The following is a 17,902-nucleotide window of genomic DNA, read 5'->3' as shown; positions in this document are numbered from 1 at the left end:
CGTTCGGGGGATGCTCAGGCCCTACGGCGGCGAGCTCCCATGGTCATGGCGATGCCGAGCACGATGAGCGCTCCGGCCGAGATCACCAGAGGCAATGCCTCGTTACCGGTTCGCGGCAGGTCTCCCCCGCCATCACCGGCGCCCGGGCCATCACCCTCGGCGACGACCTCGAAGGAACCGGTCAGCGGGTCTCCGCCGTCACAATCGACAGTGACGTCGTAGGTGCCGACATAATCTGCAGCCAGAGTCTCATCGAGGCCGCGGACTCCGAACTTGGCCACGGATTCGGCATCAGCCGTCGCGGTCTGTTCGAACTTCTCGATCTTGCCGTTCTGCGGATCGACCGTCATTGTGGCGGTGGTCTCCGGGGTGCACCCGGTGGCAGCTACCTGCACGCCCCGCTCACCGACGAAGTCGTCCTGGGCGATCGTCGTCGGGTCGATGCTCAGACTCCGCTCGTCCGGCGCCTCCGTGGGATCGTCCGTCGGCGCCTCTGTCGGATCGTCCGTCGGTGTTTCCGTGGGAGGGTCCGTCGGTGGCGTGGTCGGAGGATCGGTCGGTTCGGGTGCCTCGCTGAGGTCGTAGCCGAGGGTGTGTACCGCATAGCCGATGGCCGGAGCGAAGATGTCGATGGACTCCTTGCTCACGTTCTCGATCGTGTCGGTGGGCTGGTGATAGTTGGTGTCGTGCTTCTCTCCGACGGTTCCACCGAACCATTCGGCCTCCTGCTCCGTCTTCGTTCCATCAGCCCCGGAGAACAGTCCGCTGGCGGGGATGCCGGCGAGCATGAACGCCTGGTAATCGGAGCGGCCGGAGAATTCGGTGCCGATGTTCTTCTGGTCCTGGGTGTCGAAGTAGTCGGTGAAGACCTTCTCGAGCTCAGCCGAGCCCTCCGGCACCTCGACCCCGTCGGGGATCGGCACGTCGGAGCCGTCGGAGTCGAGCGTGCCGACGATGTAGTTGTCGGATCCGATCATGTCGAAGTTCATGTACGACTTGACCTTCGCGACCTCTGATTCGCTGAGGCTCTCCACGTAATGGGCCGAACCGACGAGCCCGACCTCTTCTGCACCCCACCAGCCGAAGCGGATGGCGTTGTCGTTCTCGGTCGGCTGCTCGGCCAGAGCCTCGGCGCTGGCCAGCAGTGCGGCCGACCCGGAACCGTTGTCATTGACACCCGGCCCTTCGGGGACACCATCGAGGTGAGCACCGAACATCTGGACGTTGTCGTGATCGCCGGCCTTGGTCTCGGCAATGACGTTCCAGGTCGTCGAGGTGGTGTATTCGGTCTCGAGGGTGAAGTCCGCCAGCAGCGGCTCACCCTCGGCAGCACCTTCGATCTTGGTCAGCAGGTCGTTGCCGATGTTGTAGCTGACACCGACGGTGGGCGCACCGTTCTCGACGCGTTCGCCGAGGGTGGCGTTGAGGGTCTCATCCGGTGCGGAGGTGTCGTTGTTGTAGAGGATGACCGCTGCGGCTCCGGCATCGGTGGCCGCCTGGGTCTTCTCTCCGAAGGAACAGGTGCCGCGTGCGACGAGGACGAGTGCGCCCTCGGCGCTGTCGTCGAAATCGCTGGCCGCGCAGCCGAGCTGACCGCCGGCCAGGTCGCTGTAGTCGTCATCGACCGGCAGCGCCACCGGCAGGTCAGCCAGCGGCTCTTCGGTGCCTTCGGTGTAGCTGGCCGGGGTGACCTCGAGCTCCTCGCCGTCAACGCTGACAGCGACCTCGCCGAACGTCTGATTCTCAACCTCGAAGGCCTGCCGTTCGACGTCGAAGGCGCCGGTGGCCTCAAGCGTCTGTTCGACGTACTCAACAGCCTCTTCGTAGCCCGGAGTCCCCAACGCCCGGAAGCCCTCATCGGAATGAGAGGTCGAGATATCGGAGATCTCCTGCAGATGTTCCATCACGGCGTCGCCCGTGACGCCCATATCGGTATGCTCGGTCGGTCCCGCGTTTCCGGCCGCCATCGCCGGACTGAATCCGCCGAGAGCCAGACCGGCGGCAGCGGTGACCGCCAACCATGTTTTGGTGGGCAACTTCATAGAGTTCCTTTCACTCCTCAGGTGCCAGACGAACCATCACTGTTCTGCGCATAGGCCTGCGAGCGGGCATCTCTGACCGCGTTCGGCCATCGACCGAACGTCACCCACGGGTCATCGCAGCACACGAACAGTTGAGCGCGAACCGGAGGCACCGACGCCGCCAGAAATTCACTGCAGCAGCGGTGCCAGACTGTCGAGCTCAAGGGGAAGCTTGATTCTCACGTTTCGCAATGTCTTCGCCATTGGTAACGAAATACATGCATCTATAACGAAACGGTGACACAACTCACATTGAGCTTTAATCTAGTCCATCATCCGGGGGTCTGAGGTAACGAAACGATAACAACCGATACTTAGTCGATTGCGCAAGTGTTGAATTCAATCGCCTACTCACAGTAGAATCCGACCAGTGATGAACAACGAAGCAACGGTCCCCGACGAGCGGCATGAGCCCGATCGAAGGACAATCAGACGCTGGCAGCGATACCTTGCCAACGAGCGGCTCGAGGAGCGCGTCTACCGCGATCTGGCCGAACGTCGCTCCGGCGAGGATCGGGAGATTCTCCTCGCCCTGGCCACAGCCGAATCCCGACATCAGGAGCATTGGATCGACCTCCTCGGCGAGCGTGCCGAGAAGAAGCGCGCCCCCGACCTGATCACCCTGAGCCTCGCGTTCCTGGGCCGGCTGTTCGGATCGGTCTTCGTCCTCGCTCTGGCTCAGCAGTCGGAGACGAGCTCGCCCTATGACGACGACGAGGCGGCATCGGCTGAGATGGCCGCCGACGAACGGATCCACGCCGAGGTCGTCCGCGCTCTCGCCGCCCGCTCCCGCGCCCGCCTGTCCGGCAATTTCCGCGCCGCGGTCTTCGGCGCCAACGACGGACTCGTGTCGAACCTCGCACTCGTCCTCGGGGTCGGAGCCGCGGGAGTGGGCAACCATGTCATCCTGCTCACCGGCGTCTCCGGCCTGCTCGCCGGGGCCCTGTCGATGGGCGCCGGGGAGTACATCTCCGTGCGGTCCCAGCGCGAACTCCTCGATGCCTCGACCCCGGACCCCGAATCACGCCACGCGCTGGCCGATCTCAACATCGACGCCAACGAGCTCGCGCTCGTCTTCCGCGCCAGGGGCATGGACTCCCCCGAGGCCGACGCTCGTGCCCATAAGACGATCGCGGCGGCCAAGAACGAGAAATCGCCTCAGCTGCCCGCCCTTGATTCGGGCGTCGACCGCGACGAGCTGGGGACCGGCCTGGGCGCAGCGCTGTCGAGCTTCGGTTTCTTCTCCTCGGGCGCGCTCATCCCGATCCTCCCCTACATCTTCGGCATGTCGGGCCTGCCCGCCGTGATCCTCTCGGCCGGACTCGTCGGCATCGCGCTCCTGTTCACCGGCGGCACCGTCGGCCTGCTCTCCGGAACCGCCCCGGGACCACGTGCGCTGCGCCAGCTCGCCATCGGATTCGGTGCGGCGGCCGTGACCTGTCTGCTCGGCCTCCTCTTCGGCGTCAGCACCGGCTGATCGAGGCTGCCGCCCGATCGGCACCCTGCAGCCCGACTGCCACACTGAAGGGAACCTAGACTGTCGGTATGACAGATGCTCTTGTCCTCATCGACCCTGCCGCGTCCACCGTCGAGGTGTCTGACCTCGGCGCGCCACACCTGCCCGTCACAGATCTGTCGGCCCATCGCGGCGACGGCATCTTCGAAACCGTTCTCGTCCGCCTCGGCGGCTCGGACGTGACCGTGGTGAATCGCAATCGCCACTTCACACGGTTCTGCTCATCCGCCTCAGCGCTGGGACTGCCCGAACCGGACCCGGATCTGTGGGACCGAGCCCTCGAGACCGTCATCGCCGAGGTGCGCGCCGCCGACCCGTCCAGCACCGAGTTCGGCGTCCGCTACGCGCTTTCACGCGGAACCCAGAACCCGGACGGAAGCCAGAGCCCGCGAGGGTGGGCCTTCAACGTTCCCGTCGATGACACGATCACCCGAGCACGGGCCCAGGGCATCAGCGCCGTCAGCCTCGATCGCGGATACGACGCCTACCTCGGAAGCAAGGCGCCCTGGCTGCTCATCGGAGCCAAGACACTGTCCTATGCGGTCAACCAAGCCGCCGGTCGGTACGCGGCGGAGCAGGGCGCCGATGAAGCCCTGTTCGTCTCCCACGACGGCATCGTCCTCGAGGGCCCGACATCCAACCTCATCATTCGCCGAGGCGATCGCCTCCTCACGCCCGCCCCGGAGGCGGGCCTACTCTCGGGCACAACCCAACGCCTGGTCTTCGACCATGCCGCGGAGCTCGGGCTCACAGCCGAATACGCGGACTTCGGCCTGAGCGAGGTCATCGATGCCGATGGCGCGTGGTACGTGTCCTCAATGCGCACGGCCGTGACGCTGAACCAGCTGGACGGGAACCCGATCAAGCGGGATGAGGACCTGACAGCGCGGCTTCAGACGCTGATCATGGCCGGCTGACGCCATCGGCCGGTCAGGCCCCAGCATCAGTCGCCGAGGCATTCACTGCAGGGCGATCCGCGACGGCGCGGTATGTCGGCACGACCACCGTGAGAACCAGCGCGAGGATGCACGCCCCACACCCGATGAACCACAGGATCCAGAAGATGTCGGCGAACAGCGGGAAGAGGCCGAGGAAGAAGCTCAGCGCACTGACGACGAACAGCCCGGTGACGACCGTGACTTTCCATTTGCTGAGCATTCCTGCTCCCCTCGTGCGCTGATGACTCAATCTATCGGTCATCCGGGCACCGCGCATCCCTCGAAAGTATGAAATTCTGCCTCCTGCGTACGTGGGCGCCTCCTGCGCTAGTGTGGTCCCGTACGGATTCGCTACCCAGCGACATCTGCGCGGCGCAACAGCGTCGCAGGCACAACGTCTAACGAAAGGACACGAGCATGGGAAAGCTCGCTTGGCAGGTCATCGGCGTCGGAGCGCCCATTGCGGCAACCTTCGTGGCTCGCAAGGCGTTGACCTTCGTATGGGAGAAGTCGACCAAACGCCCCGCACCGAACAATCCCGTCGATGACGACATCTCGATGTCTGAGGCTCTGGCCTGGACCATCGTCTCGGGTGTCGGCGTCGCAGTGGCGCGGCTCGTCGCTCAGCGGATCGCCGCCACCACCGTGCGCAACGGCTTCGGCGACGAGGCTCTGCCCAAGAAGTTCCGCAAGCCGCTCGAAGAAGACGTCGACTGAGCGCTCAACCGTAGAGTCGGTCCGCTCAACCGTAGAGTCGGTCGAAGATCCCGGCCAGGTCCGTGACAGCGATCTGGCCGGGTGCCGACGACTGAGCTAGCTGCGCGAACGACGCGCAGCTGCCGAAATCGCCGCCCATAACCCGGCTGGTCCTGCCCAACCGGCCCATGGAGATGCCCAGCACGGGAATCTCCACGACCTCATCCGCCTGCGCGGTGACCCGCAGCAGCTCCGTGACATCGGCGTGGGTCTGCGGCATCATGGCAATCTTCGCCACATCTGCGCCGCTGCCAGCCATTGTGGTGAACGTGGCCGCCAGCGATTCTGCCGAGTCCGTCCCGGCGAAATTGTGGTGTGAGGCCACCACCGAAATGCCATGGTTGTGCGCCGTGTCGATGAGGTCCGCTGCCTGACTGCGCTCGATCTCGACATCGAGCGCCCACGTGAGTGCCGGCGTTGCGGTGGTGGTGGTCGGTGCTGCCGCTGTGGTCGGCGTCGGCGGCCCGGACAGTCCGGTGACGATCCTCGTGAGGATCTCTGCGTAACCCCCTTCGCTCACATCAGCGACTCCACCTTCGAAGCCCGTCCGCAATGTGATGAGAACCGGAAGCCCCGCCCTTCTCACGTGCACGGCCAAGCCCAGAATCGCCTCGGCGAGCGCCTGCGACTCAGCAGCGTCGGAACCCCTGCTCCCCTCATCAGCGATACTCGCGATCACGGGATCGATGCGCCATTCGATGACGTCGACGACTCCGGTCTCGGCGATGGCGCTGCACTGCGCTGCGATCTCCTCAGGCGAGGTCACCTGGACGGGAACGATGATGGCCGGACGCCGCGGATCGGCCGCTACAGGAGTCGCCGCCGGGATCGCAGCCGAGGTGGACGAATCGTCGGCGCCCCGGCGGTCTGCGGCATCATTGAGGAACGGCAATTGCTTCATGACCCCAGCCTAGGCGCTGGGGCCTGCGCACCAGCGAAGAGGAACAGCACGTGGAGACCAGGCACCAGCTCACCATCACTGCCCGAGACGGATTCCCGCTCACAATCCAGGTCAGCGGCCCACCCGAGGCACCGGCCCTGCTTCTCCTCCAGGGACAGGCGAACTCCCACGAATGGTGGGACGAACTGCGCTCGGACTTCGAACCGCAGTTTCGCACCATCACCTTCGACTATCGCGGCACCGGCGGCAGTCGGAGCGAACTGACCGAGCTCTCAACTGCCAGCTTCGCCGCCGATGCCGTCGAGGTCCTCGACCATCTGGGCATCACTCGCGCTGCCGTCTACGGAACGTCGATGGGCGGGCGCATCGCCCAGATGCTGGCGTTGGACTTCCCCGCCCGGGTCGCTGCCCTGGTTCTGGGGTGCACCACGCCGGGAGGACCGAAGTCCGTCAAACGCCCGCGTGAGGTGGGCCAGTCCTTGGCACGTCTGCGCGGTCGCGAACACACCCAGTACCTGTTCTCGCTGTTCTACACCCCGAACTGGACTGTCGCCGCCAGGTACAGCAAACTGCTCGGCGACGACACGATGACCACCCAGGAGTCTGCGGCTCATCTGCGCATCAGCGCCGGCCACAATGCCTGGGAACGACTCCCGGAGGTCGCGGCACCGACGCTCATCGTCCACGGCGACGATGACCTCATGAACCCGGTCGAGAACGCCGGCCTGCTGCATGAGCGCATCCCGGACTCCCGGATCCTCATCTGCCCTGGCGGTCGGCATGGCTTCTTCGAAGAGTTCGCCGAGGCGGTCACCCCCGAGATCATCGGCTTCCTGCACGACGTTTCCTGAGTACCGCCTCCTGGACTCCGGCGCATGCCCTGGTCGTGCGGATTGGAGCGATCAGCATCAAGGATCCACATAATGTAACAAAACGGATAAGGACACACCCATCTGCCTCAACCCGAGTTTGTAACAATCAAGTAACGCATAGTTCTACATCACTCCAGGTCAGAGGGCTAGTCTGACCCAAAACCCCGCGATGTCTCGACATGACTCATAGCGTAATCGCTGAACAAATCTACAATGAGGAGTGAGATATCCGTGTGCGGTGAGGCGAGTGTGCGATCGACCCTGTTCGGATCGATAGCCACCGCCGGATCGCAGAATCGGGGGTGAAGCCTCTCGTTCTTGCGGAGAGTCAAGAATGTAAGGAGGAAACACGTGAGCGTTGTCAAAGCGTCAAACGTCTACAAAGTCTTCGGCAAGCGCCAGAACGAGGTCGTCAAGCGCCTCGAAGAAGGTGCCGACCGGGATGATCTGACAAAACTCGGCACAGCAGCAGTCATCGATGCCAGCTTCGAAGTCGAGGCCGGCGAGATCTTCGTCGTCATGGGCCTGTCCGGATCGGGCAAATCAACTCTGATCCGCACGCTCAACGGGCTGTGGTCGCCGACGGCCGGCTCCGTCGAGGTTTTGGGCACCGATATCGCCTCGATCGATGCGGCCGCTCTGCGCAAGGTCCGCACCGACCACGTCTCAATGGTGTTCCAGCACTTCGCATTGCTGCCACACCGCACGGTTCGCGACAACGCCGCCTACGCGATGGAGATCCGCGGAACGGCCAAGGTGGAACGCGACCAAGCTGCGGACCGCTGGCTCAAAGCCGTCGGCCTCGACGGCTGGGGAGACAAATACCCCGAGCAGCTCTCCGGCGGCATGCAGCAGCGTGTGGGCCTCGCCCGAGCGCTTGCAGCAGAAACCGACATCCTGCTCATGGACGAAGCGTTCTCTGCGCTTGACCCACTCATTCGCCGCGAGATGCAGGAGCAGCTCGTCGAGCTCCAGGGCGAACTCAAGAAAACCATCATCTTCATCACCCACGACCTCAATGAGGCGATGTTCCTCGGGGACCGGATCGCGGTCATGCGCAACGGTCGCATCGTCCAGGTCGGCACACCGGAGGAGATCCTCACCGATCCTGCGAACGACTACGTGGCTCAGTTCGTCCATGACGTCGATCGCGCCCGGGTGCTGACAGCGAGCAATGTCATGGAGAAGGCTCGCCAGGTCGTGACCAACCAGAACGGACCTCGCGTCGCCCTGCGCAGTATGCGTGAAAGCAATGCCTCGGCCGTCTATGTCACTGACCGACACCGGAAGTTCCTCGGCGTCGTCAGCGACCGTGACTGCATCGACCACCTTCGCGGAGGCGCCAAGACGCTCGATGAGATCATCAAGCCGGCGGCAACCTCGGCGTCCCCCGATGACCTGCTCATCGAGTTGTTCCTGCCATCCTCAGAATCTCCCCTGCCGGTCCCGGTGACCGATGACGAAGACCAGCTCGTCGGGGTCGTCCCCCGAGCGACTCTGCTGGCAGCGTTGGGCAATCAAACGAGCAACGACCAGACCAGCGACGACGACCAGTCCGCAGGCAGCACGGCCGTGGAATGGACTGCCCCAGTTGACACCGGAATCATCGACCAGGTTCTCGCAGAGACCGGTGATGCCTCAGAAGCCGAAACCGCGAGCAGCAGGGGTGATCTCTAATGGAGAACATCAGAATCCCGGTGGGGGCCTGGGTCGACGTCGTCTTCGACTGGCTCAAGGAGAACCTCGCTTGGTTCTTCGACTTCATCACTTTCATCTTCACGTTCCTCATCGACGCGCTCACGAACGTGCTCGTCGACCTTCATCCGCTGGTCATCATGATCCTTCTGGCACTCATCGGCTGGGTCCTGCGATCCTGGCAGATGGCAGTGGGGTCTCTGATCACCCTGTTCTTCATCTTGACGATGGATCAATGGGTCTCGTCGATGGAGACTCTGGCGCTGATCATCATCGCCGCGGTCATAGCAATCATCATCGCGATCCCCGTCGGCATCCTGGCAGCAAGGAACGATACTGCCTCAGCCATCATCAGACCGATCCTTGACTTCATGCAGACGATGCCCGCATTCGTCTACCTCATCCCGGCCGTGACCTTCTTCAGTATCGGCGTGGTACCCGGCCTCGTATCAACGGTCATCTTTGCTCTGCCTCCGGGCGTGAGGTTCACCGAACTCGGCATTCGCGGCGTCGACTCGGAGACGGTCGAGGCCGGACAGTCCTTCGGCGCGAACCCTCGCCAGATCCTGCGAGGTGTGCAACTGCCCCTGGCCACACCGACGATCATGGCCGGAATCAACCAGGTCATCATGCTCGCTCTGGCCATGGCAGTCATCGCCGGCTTCGTCGGTGCTGACGGATTGGGCAAGAACGTCGTCGAGGCCGTCGCCACCCAGAATCTGCCTCTCGGCGTCGAGTCCGGACTCGGTGTCGTCATCATCGCGGTCTACCTCGACCGCGTGACGGCCGCCCTGGGCAATGCGAAGGAATACCCGAATTCGCTCATCGCCACACTCCGCAATCGCAACGCCAAGGCCAAGGCTGCGGGCGCAAAGGCCGATGCGAATGCCTGAGTGCCCGGTGCAGTCACAGACAATCAGAAGTCGAATACTCGAGAAAAGGAACACACCATGAAAAGAAGATTTCTCACCACATTCATCGCAGGAGTGGCAGCCCTGGGCCTGGCCATGACCGGTTGTTCTCAGGAAGCCTCGAAGGATGAGGGCAGCGGTGGCGGAGACAAGGGTGATATCAAGCTCGGCTATGTCACCGGCTGGACCGACGGTCAGAGCATCTCGCTGCTGCTCGAAGACCAGCTCGGAAAGATGGGCTACAACGTCGAAACAGAGACGTTCGCCGACGCCGCCGTTCTCTACGCCGGAGTCGCCAACGGCGACGTCGACATGTACCCCTCGTCGTGGCCAGAGGTCACGCACAAACAGTACATGGACGAGTACGGAGACAAGCTCGAAGACCTCGGCGCGTATTACGACAACGCCGTCCTCACCATCGCGGTGCCGAAGTACATGAAGGACATCAACTCGATCGAAGACCTCAAAGGCAAGGGCAAGGACTTCGGCGGAGAGATCATCGGCATCGAGCCCGGCGCCGGTCTGACCGCTGCCACGAAGAAGATGATCCCCGAGTACGGCTTGGATGACGAATACGAACTCGTCACCTCGTCAACGGCAGCGATGCTCACCGAACTCGGCAACGCCACCGATGCCGAAGAGGACATCGTCGTCACGCTGTGGCGCCCGTTCTGGGCCAACAACGCCTACCCGGTCAAGGATCTCGAGGACCCCAAGGGTGCCATGGGTGAAGCTGAGAAGCTGCACTTCACAGCAACTAAGGGATTCAGCGATGAATTCGCCGACGCCGCCGACTACATCAGCAAGATCAAACTTGATGACAAGCAGTACGGTGACCTCGAAGACCTCGTCGTCAACGAGTACGAGGACGACGGAGAAGCAGCCATCTCCGAATGGCTCAAAAAGAACCCTGATGCCTACGAAGGCGAGCTTCCTGACGAAGAGAAGTGATCCGAGCTTTGGGAACTCAATTCTGAGTTCCTGAGCCCGTGCGGAAGACCCTCCATCTCGATCTTGCGGGATGGAGGGTCTTCTACTGCAAGGATGCGGTAGCTTTGCCCTAAGAGAGGAGACACATGATCATGAGTTCGCATGATTTCCACGTCGAACTTGCCGAGCATGACTTCTCCTGGGCCGCAATGGACACACCCGTCGGTCCCATCGCAGTGACCAGCAACGGACAGTCCATCATCCGTGTCGAGTGGCCAGAACCTGACGAGGCCACCGACGACAGGACAGATCAGTCCGATACGGGCATCCATCAAGGCACGGGTGCCTCTGACCCTCTTATTGCAGAAGCGCTGCGGCAACTGCGCGCATACTTCGACGGAGCCCTCACCACCTTCGATCTGCCTCTGGACTTAGGCCCAGTCTCCGCGACCGCGCGAACGGTCCTCACCGCTCTCGACGAGACGGTCGAGGCTGGCACCACCATCACCTACGGCGAGCTTGCCCGTCGCAGCGGAACCGGCATCCACGCGCGAGGAATCGGCAGCATCATGGGGATGAACCCCCTGCCGCTGGTCATCGCCTGCCACCGCGTCGTCGCCAGCGACGGCCTCGGCGGCTATTCCGGGGGCCGCCGAGGCACGGCGCTGGGGACCAAGCGTTGGCTGCTCGAGTTCGAAGACGCCCTTCCCCCAGCACTGTTCTGACTCAGCCCTCGAAGAGGCTCTGCCCGATGTACTCCCCTTCCTTGATTCCCGGCGGGATCGCCCACACCGTCGACCCGATCGGCGTGGTCCACTCATTGAGCAGATCCACCTCGGCGAGGCGGCGTTGGATCGGCAGAAACTGCCGGTCGATATCGGCCTGGAACGAGGCGAACATGAGTCCGGCCTCCTCCCCCGCACCGGTTCCGTAGTTGAACGTGCGCCGGTGGATCTGCGTCTCGGGACCGAAACCGTCCCGTGCCCGGGCCACGTGCGAGGCCGCCGAAATCTTCGTCAGCCCGCGCTTGTCGACCGCCTCGAAGTCGGGGACATCGAACTCGTCGGCACCCGACAGCGGTGCCCCCGTGTTGAGCGTTCGTCCGGTCGCGAACTCGCGGGCCGGCCGATCGGCCTGGTCCCAGGTGTCGAGGTTCATTGCGATGTCGCGCAGCACCAAGGTTGTTCCTCCGCGCATCCACTCAGGCAGATGCGCGCCGAGGTTGTCCGGCGGTTCCCCGTGCGCGGAGAAGACCGGATCTGCTCCTCGGGTGCCCTGTCCCCAGATGATGCGGGCGAAGTCCTCGGACCCGGGCCCGGGATTGGCTGTCCCGTCCAACTGTCCGAAGAGGTTCCGTTGAGTCTGCCCTTCCCCCTGGCTGCCATAGGAACGGCGGAATCCGTCTCTCTGCCAGGCCACCTCGGCGAAATTTCGGGAATCCTTGAACAGCATCCGCCGGGCATGTGCCAAGGTCAGCGGATCGTCGCCGCAGATCTGCAGGAGCAGATCCCCGGTGCACCGCTCGGGATCAAGGTCATCGATGGGGAACTTCTCCAGCGGTTTCAGCCATTTCGGCACAGATTTCTCACCCGCCAGCTCAACGAGCCCGGGCCCGAATCCGAATGTGACGGTCAGGCGCGCCGGCTCGTGGGCGAGTTCGGGTTCGGAGTCGGCCAACGGTCCGCTGCCCTGGGTTAGGGCTGCGGCATCGGCGGTGAGCAGCCTCAGCCAGCGCGTCACCTCGGCGGCCTTGATGCCCGGTTTCAGCGTCAGCGCCAGGAAGTGCGCATGCGCCTGCGGTGGGGTTTCGATGCCGGCCTGGTGAGGGGCGTAGAACGGTTCTGTCACCGGCCCGTTGGCTCCGCTGAGATCTCGTGACGGTGCGGCCTCGGCACGATCTGCTCCACCGCCTCGGCCCACACCGAATCCCGCGACGGCACCGACGACTCCTGTTCCGCCGGCCGCGGCCGAGGCGATGAGGCGCCGGCGGCTGAAGCCGTGAGGACGGCTGCTCGGCTCAGTGGTCACTGTCGGCCTCACCAGGTGCGTAGGTCTCCTGTGCCCCGGAGTAGTCCTTGGCGATGGCGGTCACCGGGAAGGTCTGATCATCGCCGGTGACAAGTTCCAGTGAGATCTCCTCGCCGGGTTTGATGGGCTTCTTCAGTCCCATGACCATGATGTGTTCCCCGCCGGGTTTGAGGCTCAGCGACTCACCGGCCGGGATCGTGAAGTCGCCCTTCTTCTCCTGCATCGACATGCCTCCGGAGTTGTCCTCGAGCGTTTCGTGGAGTTGGACCTCATCGGCGTCGTCGTATTTCGCCCCGGCGAGGGTGATGTCCTCATCGCTGTTGTTCTTCAGCTCGCCGAAGACGGCGGTCATGCCCTCGTCGGCTGCTTTGGCCCAGGCGTTGTCGAGACTCAGGGATTCGACGCTGACTTGTGACTGGCTCGTTTTCTCGGGTTCGCTCGCCGGGGTCTGGCCACAGGCGCTGAGCCCGATCATGGCCGCAACGGACAGGGCAGCCATCTGGGTGGTGGTGTTTTTGCGCATTTCGTCTGCACTTTCAGTGTGTCGGTGCAGCCGGACGCGACCGTCGACTGTTCGTCGTCGACGGTGTTCGGCTGTCACCGATGATGTATGGGCTCGGCGGTGCATCCGCCGCTGGTGACGTTCTGAGTTCAGACGAGTGCGGGAGGTCCGCGTCGGTAGTTGGGGCCGACGACGGCGGAGGTGATGGCCTGGGGCAGGTGGAACTCGCCCTGGACGAGTCGGGCAGGGAATTCTGCCAGGACGCCGACCGCCTCGACGAGCGACCGCAGCGCGGTGACTATCGGCCCCAGCGCTAGCTGCAGGATGGTGAGGATGATGTCTTCGCCGCGTTTGAGGATCACTGCGGTGACGATGACCGCTGCGGTGTGGGCGGCCACCATAGCCAGACTCGCACTCGACCCGTCACCGGCCATGTGCGACATCGGATGGGACATCGTCGTCTGGCCCAGGTCCACGGTGCCGGTCCCGTGATTCATGTGCTGGTGGCCCATGGCCGTTCCGGTAGTCGAGGCACCGGTGGAGGCGGGTGCGGCGGTGAACCAGCCCATCGACAGGTGCATGAGGATCTGGCCCAGGCCGAGCAGTGACCCCAGAGCCAGATATCCGAGCCGCCTGCCGGCGAGGATCATTGCGGCCCACAGGACGATGACGAAGACGATCGAGATGCCGAGGAGAGAAGTCGTGCCGCCGGCGCCGACGTGCATGAGCACAGCCAGCAGGGTCGTCATGAGCGCGGCGAAGAGAGCACGTACCGACTTGTTCGATCCGGTCATGGTCCTCCTCTCAATGGGCTGCCCGCACGCATGGCATCATGGTCGATCCTCAAGGAACTCAAATCTTCTACTCAGTGTAGAACCATGATGGCGCGGACGCCAGAACGCCAATCGCTCATTGCCGAAGGAACTACATCCTCAGCCAGGTGTCGCCGGTCTTCTTGATCATCGCACCGGCGTCTTCAGCCTCGTCCAGCCAGGTCACCGGCTGTCCCTCGGCATCGATCACTGAGTCGGAGAGGACGATGACGTCGAAGTTGCAGACCAGTGCTGCCATCGCCGAGGCTCGCACGGATCCCGGCACGTCGCCGTCATCAGCGGGGTCAGGTGCACCGGCGAGGTCAGAGTCGTCCGCACCGCCCTGAGTGTCCTCGCCGTCTGCGTCTTCGCTGGTGATGTCACCACCGGCGATGACGATGCGGTCGATGGCCATGTCGTGGAGGCCCGGGGCCAGATCGCTGATGCCTTCGAAGACGTCGGGGCTCTCCGAGCGCAGCACGAGGTCCTCCTCGTCGGGCACGAAGATGGACAGTTCCTCATCGTCGATGTCGACGAGCTCATCCTTCGTCGAGGCGAAGATGAGCACACCGCCGACCGCGCGAGTGCGGCCGACGATGTCGACTAAGATCTCGGCGTTCTCGTCGGAGGTGTAGCTGGCGTCGTCGGTGTCGATGAGGAGCAGGGCATCCATGTCTCCTATCGTGCCATGTTCTCAGCCTGGATGCTCATGTCCGCGTTCAGCAGCAGGTACTCCGCGGGCATTCCCACGCCAAGCAGACTGTGCTCGTCAGCGGCGATGCGTCCCAGGGCTCGCAACGGCACCAGACTCGCGGCCTGAACCGCCTCAAGCGGACTCATGCCCACCTCGGCCACCGCTGCCATCACCGCGTCATCCATGGTCAGGGTCGATCCGGCGATGGATCCGGTCGTATCGTCCTCGTTCAGCAGCCGTGCCACGGAGTCCTCCACCTGCACCGGCAGAGTCCCGAGCATGTACCGACCGTCGGCCATGCCCGTCGCGGCCATGGCATCGGTGATCAGCGCGATCCTCCCCGGTGTCAGGTTCGCCAGCATCCGTGCGGGAGCGGGCGCCACATGCACACCGTCGTTGATGAGTTCGAGCGTGACGTGTCCCGCTTCGACGGCGGCGAGGATCGGACCGGGTGCTCGGTGGTGGATTCCCGGCATCGCGTTGAAGGTGTGGGTGAGGATGCTCGCTCCCGCGTCGAAGGCGCGTGCCGCTTCCTCGTAGCCGGCCGCGGTGTGTCCGATGGCCACGCTTACCCCCGCCGAGGCGAACCGTGAGATCGCATCGAATGCACCCGGCAGTTCGGGGGCGATCGTGATCTGGGCCAGTGCCCCGTCGGCGGCGGCGAGGATCGATTCGACGGCCTCGGGCGTGGGTGCGGTGAGCACCTCGGGTGCGTGTGCGCCCTTGAAGTCCGGAGACAGGAAGGGTCCTTCGGCATGCAGGCCGAGCACGTTCGGATTGTCTCGGACGAGCCCGGCTCCGGCGGCCAGGGAGTCGCAGAGACCTTCGATGGTGTCCGAGACGAAGGACAGGGCGAGCGCCCGGGTTCCGTGCCGACGGTGGACGCCGAGCACCTCGCCGAGCCCGGCCTCGCCGTCCTCGGCGCTGGAGCCGCCAGCCCCGTGGCAGTGGATGTCGACATACGCGGGAGTCAGGTACGCGCCCTCGGCGTTAATGATCCGCACCGTCGCCGAGGTGGCCAGGCCTTGCCAGCCCGCACCGCGGCCGCGTGCGATGACTGTCCCACCCGCCTCGGCGAGCCAATCATCGGCGAGCTCCGCGGTGAAGTCGGCTGGATTGCCGTCAAGGACGACAGCGTTATGGATGATCGTGTCCGCGGGCGCTGCCTCGGGCACCAGGGCGTACTCAGTGGTCATCGTTGCGTCTCCGACTTCACCCCAGCGTGCGGGCGCGCTCGGCGTCGATGTCGAGGACATGCAGGTCGAGGAAGGCCAGGACAGTGCGGTACCAGACTTCGGCGTTGCCGCGCCCGGTGATCCAGTGGCCCTCGTCGGGGAAGTACAGGAAGCGGTGCTGGGTCAGCCCCTCTGCGTCCAGGGGTGTCTTCGATCGGGTCAGCAGGTCGTACCAGAGTTCCTGGCCCTGTCCGATGGGCACCCGGTAGTCCTTGTCACCGTGGATGACGAGCATCGGGACCTCGATCCGGTCGGCGAACAGGTGCGGTGAGTAGGTCGACGACTGCTTCCGCATGGCCACGTCCCAGGAGGCGTTGTCCGTGGTCCGGCCCATCGAGGTCGTGTTCCACAGGGAGGCGTGTGTGACGATGCACCGAAACCGCTCACCGGTGTGCCCGGCCACCCAGTTCGCCATGTATCCGCCGTAGGATCCGCCGGCCAGAGCGGTGCGCTCGGCGTCGATGTCGGGCCGTTCGATGGCCGCGTCCGTGAGTGCGAGGATGTCCGTGAACGGTGCCCCGCCCAGTTCCTGTTGGCCGCGGTCGATCATCGACTGGCCATAGCCGGTGGAGATTGCCGGATCCGGCAGCAGTATCGCGTATCCGGCAGCGGTGAACGGTCCCGGGTTCCACCGGTACGTCCAGGAGTTCCACGATCCCCAGGGTCCGCCGTGGGCGAAGACGACGAGGGGGAACGGCCCCTCCCCCTCGGGCAGAGCCAACCAGGCGCGCACTGCGGTGCCGTCGTCACCAACGGCTGCCACCTCAGCCAGGGTGCCCACCCCATCGATGACGCTGGCTGGGTTGGCGAGCTCGCTGATCTGGCCAGAGACCAGATCGATGGCGATGGGCAGAGGCGCGACGTCGATCGCCGAGGCGGTCGCCACGACCGCCAGTCCCTGCACCTGCAGTCCCGCAAACGCATATTTCTGGCTCTCACCGCCCACCAGTCGCCGAGGCTGCTCGTCGTCGACGTCGCCGATGAAGACACTGCCCCGTCCGTGATCGTCCGCAGTTGCGACGATCGTCGAATCATCGGCCCAGACGGGGGCGAACCAGTGGTCGGCCTCGGCCCACACCGGGCTCAGCGACTCAGTGCCGAGGTCGAGGAGCATGAGCGCTGCGGACATATTCGTTGTCGATGTCCAGAACTGCTCCCGTGTGAGAAGGGCCCGGGTTCCGTCGGGGCTGATGGCCTCGATGCCGTACGCATGATCTGCAGCTGCCTCGATCAGCAACCTGGGAGCACCGTGTTTGTGCAGGTCGACCTGCCAGATCTCGCTGGCCTCGAGCTGGTCGGGGATCGGCTTCTCGATCTGGACGAGGACGAAGCGTGCCTCCTCGTCGAGAGCCCAGTCAACGAGGCGACCGGCCGGCAACGGCAGGTAGCGGAAGGTCACTCCGGTGCCGGCTTGTGCGTCATCCTCGTCGAGTTCCTCGTCGAACTCTGCTGTGAGAGCGTTCAGGTCTGCGATCGCGAGGGTCTCTCGCCCCGGCCCCAGATCATGGTCCCAGCGGCGGAGGGGAAATCCGGAGTGGAGGATGCCGCTGACCTTGGCTTCTCTGCGTTCCCGGCTGTATTCCTGGTGCTCGTCCTCATCCGCGGCCCAGGTGTGTACGGGGAGCTGCGCGACCAGGGTCTGACCTTTGACGTCGAGCCGGGAGAAGCCATCTTCGTGATCGGCGAGCTTGCGCGCCTCGCCGGTCTCCGGCAGTGCCCACAGGCTCGGGCTCTGGGCGTCCTTGCCGTCTTCGCCGATGCGTTTGGCCGCGAAGTAGATCGTTCCTGTCTCATCGATCGCGGCCGGGCCGATGGACTGGTCACCACGGGTGAGGCGCCGAGGACTGTCTCCGCCGATGTCGGCAAGGTGGGTGAGGTAGCTACTGCCGTCGGAGTTGAGGAAGGAGTACTGGGCGATCACACGACCGCTCCGGTTCGTCAGGAGGCCCTGCAGTCGGCGAGCATCGAGGAGAGTGGTCACAGCGTCGTTGGTCGTCATAGTCCTATCCTAGGATCATCGCCGTGGATCGG

At 64.2% G+C, this 17,902-nt stretch carries 17 protein-coding genes; 8 read left to right on the top strand and 9 right to left on the bottom strand.

Features of this window, described 5'->3' with window-relative positions; all coding sequences use genetic code 11:
- Window positions 1-14: 14 nt before the first annotated feature.
- Window positions 15-2,042 carry a M28 family peptidase gene (locus BLT92_RS11160; protein WP_092105676.1) on the bottom strand — a complete coding sequence of 676 codons (2,028 nt, stop codon included), beginning with the start codon at window positions 2,040-2,042 and terminating at the stop codon, window positions 15-17.
- Between the two features lie 412 nt (window positions 2,043-2,454).
- Here BLT92_RS11160 and BLT92_RS11155 point away from each other — a divergent pair, with 412 nt between their 5' ends.
- Window positions 2,455-3,558 carry a VIT1/CCC1 transporter family protein gene (locus BLT92_RS11155; RefSeq protein WP_092109163.1) on the top strand — a complete coding sequence of 368 codons (1,104 nt, stop codon included), beginning with the start codon at window positions 2,455-2,457 and terminating at the stop codon, window positions 3,556-3,558.
- 68 nt (window positions 3,559-3,626) lie between these two features.
- Window positions 3,627-4,514 (top strand): aminotransferase class IV, encoded by an 888-nt coding sequence (locus BLT92_RS11150; RefSeq protein ID WP_092105674.1) that lies wholly within the window; start codon window positions 3,627-3,629, stop codon window positions 4,512-4,514.
- A 13-nt stretch (window positions 4,515-4,527) separates the two neighbouring features.
- Here BLT92_RS11150 and BLT92_RS11145 read toward each other — a convergent pair whose 3' ends face one another.
- Entirely contained in the window at window positions 4,528-4,755 is a 228-nt protein-coding gene (locus tag BLT92_RS11145; RefSeq protein WP_092105672.1) for a hypothetical protein, read from the bottom strand.
- 197 nt (window positions 4,756-4,952) lie between these two features.
- On the opposite strand from BLT92_RS11145, the gene BLT92_RS11140 reads away from it, so the two are divergent.
- Complete coding sequence (locus tag BLT92_RS11140; protein ID WP_092105670.1) at window positions 4,953-5,252, top strand: DUF4235 domain-containing protein; 300 nt, start codon at window positions 4,953-4,955, stop codon at window positions 5,250-5,252.
- A gap of 25 nt (window positions 5,253-5,277) precedes the next feature.
- On the opposite strand, the gene BLT92_RS11135 is transcribed toward BLT92_RS11140, so the two are convergent.
- Window positions 5,278-6,192, bottom strand: a complete 915-nt coding sequence (locus tag BLT92_RS11135) for a type I 3-dehydroquinate dehydratase (RefSeq protein WP_231938775.1) — start codon at window positions 6,190-6,192, stop codon at window positions 5,278-5,280.
- A gap of 50 nt (window positions 6,193-6,242) precedes the next feature.
- On the opposite strand from BLT92_RS11135, the gene BLT92_RS11130 reads away from it, so the two are divergent.
- The 5 genes from BLT92_RS11130 to BLT92_RS11110 all read left to right on the top strand — a co-directional run bounded on the left by BLT92_RS11130 (window position 6,243) and on the right by BLT92_RS11110 (window position 11,325).
- A complete protein-coding gene (locus tag BLT92_RS11130; RefSeq protein ID WP_092105666.1) occupies window positions 6,243-7,043 on the top strand; it encodes an alpha/beta fold hydrolase in 801 nt (266 codons plus the stop codon).
- Window positions 7,044-7,415: 372 nt separating this feature from the next.
- A complete protein-coding gene (locus tag BLT92_RS11125) occupies window positions 7,416-8,741 on the top strand; it encodes a quaternary amine ABC transporter ATP-binding protein (protein ID WP_092105664.1) in 1,326 nt (441 codons plus the stop codon).
- Window positions 8,741-9,652 carry an ABC transporter permease gene (locus BLT92_RS11120; protein ID WP_092105662.1) on the top strand — a complete coding sequence of 304 codons (912 nt, stop codon included), beginning with the start codon at window positions 8,741-8,743 and terminating at the stop codon, window positions 9,650-9,652. The genes BLT92_RS11125 and BLT92_RS11120 overlap by 1 nt, the downstream gene beginning before the upstream one ends.
- A 57-nt stretch (window positions 9,653-9,709) precedes the next feature.
- Window positions 9,710-10,621, top strand: a complete 912-nt coding sequence (locus BLT92_RS11115) for a glycine betaine ABC transporter substrate-binding protein (RefSeq protein ID WP_092105660.1) — start codon at window positions 9,710-9,712, stop codon at window positions 10,619-10,621.
- 131 nt (window positions 10,622-10,752) lie between these two features.
- Window positions 10,753-11,325 carry a methylated-DNA--[protein]-cysteine S-methyltransferase gene (locus BLT92_RS11110; protein WP_231938774.1) on the top strand — a complete coding sequence of 191 codons (573 nt, stop codon included), beginning with the start codon at window positions 10,753-10,755 and terminating at the stop codon, window positions 11,323-11,325.
- 1 nt (window position 11,326) lies between these two features.
- On the opposite strand, the gene BLT92_RS11105 is transcribed toward BLT92_RS11110, so the two are convergent.
- From BLT92_RS11105 to BLT92_RS11080, 6 genes are all read right to left on the bottom strand, one after another.
- Complete coding sequence (locus BLT92_RS11105) at window positions 11,327-12,628, bottom strand: Dyp-type peroxidase (RefSeq protein ID WP_197679606.1); 1,302 nt, start codon at window positions 12,626-12,628, stop codon at window positions 11,327-11,329.
- Window positions 12,618-13,151 (bottom strand): copper chaperone PCu(A)C, encoded by a 534-nt coding sequence (locus tag BLT92_RS11100; RefSeq protein WP_092105656.1) that lies wholly within the window; start codon window positions 13,149-13,151, stop codon window positions 12,618-12,620. Before BLT92_RS11100 ends, BLT92_RS11105 begins: the two co-directional genes overlap by 11 nt.
- A 128-nt stretch (window positions 13,152-13,279) precedes the next feature.
- Window positions 13,280-13,924, bottom strand: coding sequence for a hypothetical protein (locus tag BLT92_RS11095; protein WP_092105654.1), 645 nt, complete (start codon window positions 13,922-13,924; stop codon window positions 13,280-13,282).
- Window positions 13,925-14,054: 130 nt separating this feature from the next.
- Window positions 14,055-14,615 carry a ferredoxin reductase domain-containing protein gene (locus BLT92_RS11090; RefSeq protein WP_092105652.1) on the bottom strand — a complete coding sequence of 187 codons (561 nt, stop codon included), beginning with the start codon at window positions 14,613-14,615 and terminating at the stop codon, window positions 14,055-14,057.
- A gap of 5 nt (window positions 14,616-14,620) precedes the next feature.
- Window positions 14,621-15,832 carry an N-acetylglucosamine-6-phosphate deacetylase gene (locus BLT92_RS11085; RefSeq protein WP_231938773.1) on the bottom strand — a complete coding sequence of 404 codons (1,212 nt, stop codon included), beginning with the start codon at window positions 15,830-15,832 and terminating at the stop codon, window positions 14,621-14,623.
- 16 nt (window positions 15,833-15,848) lie between these two features.
- Window positions 15,849-17,870, bottom strand: a complete 2,022-nt coding sequence (locus tag BLT92_RS11080) for a S9 family peptidase (protein ID WP_092105648.1) — start codon at window positions 17,868-17,870, stop codon at window positions 15,849-15,851.
- Window positions 17,871-17,902: the final 32 nt, after the last annotated feature.

This window comes from Brevibacterium picturae, assembly GCF_900105045.1.
In the GTDB taxonomy this organism is placed as follows: domain Bacteria; phylum Actinomycetota; class Actinomycetes; order Actinomycetales; family Brevibacteriaceae; genus Brevibacterium; species Brevibacterium picturae.
The sequence above is the reverse complement of the archived record's forward strand: the minus strand, read 5'-3'. Positions and strand labels throughout refer to the sequence as shown.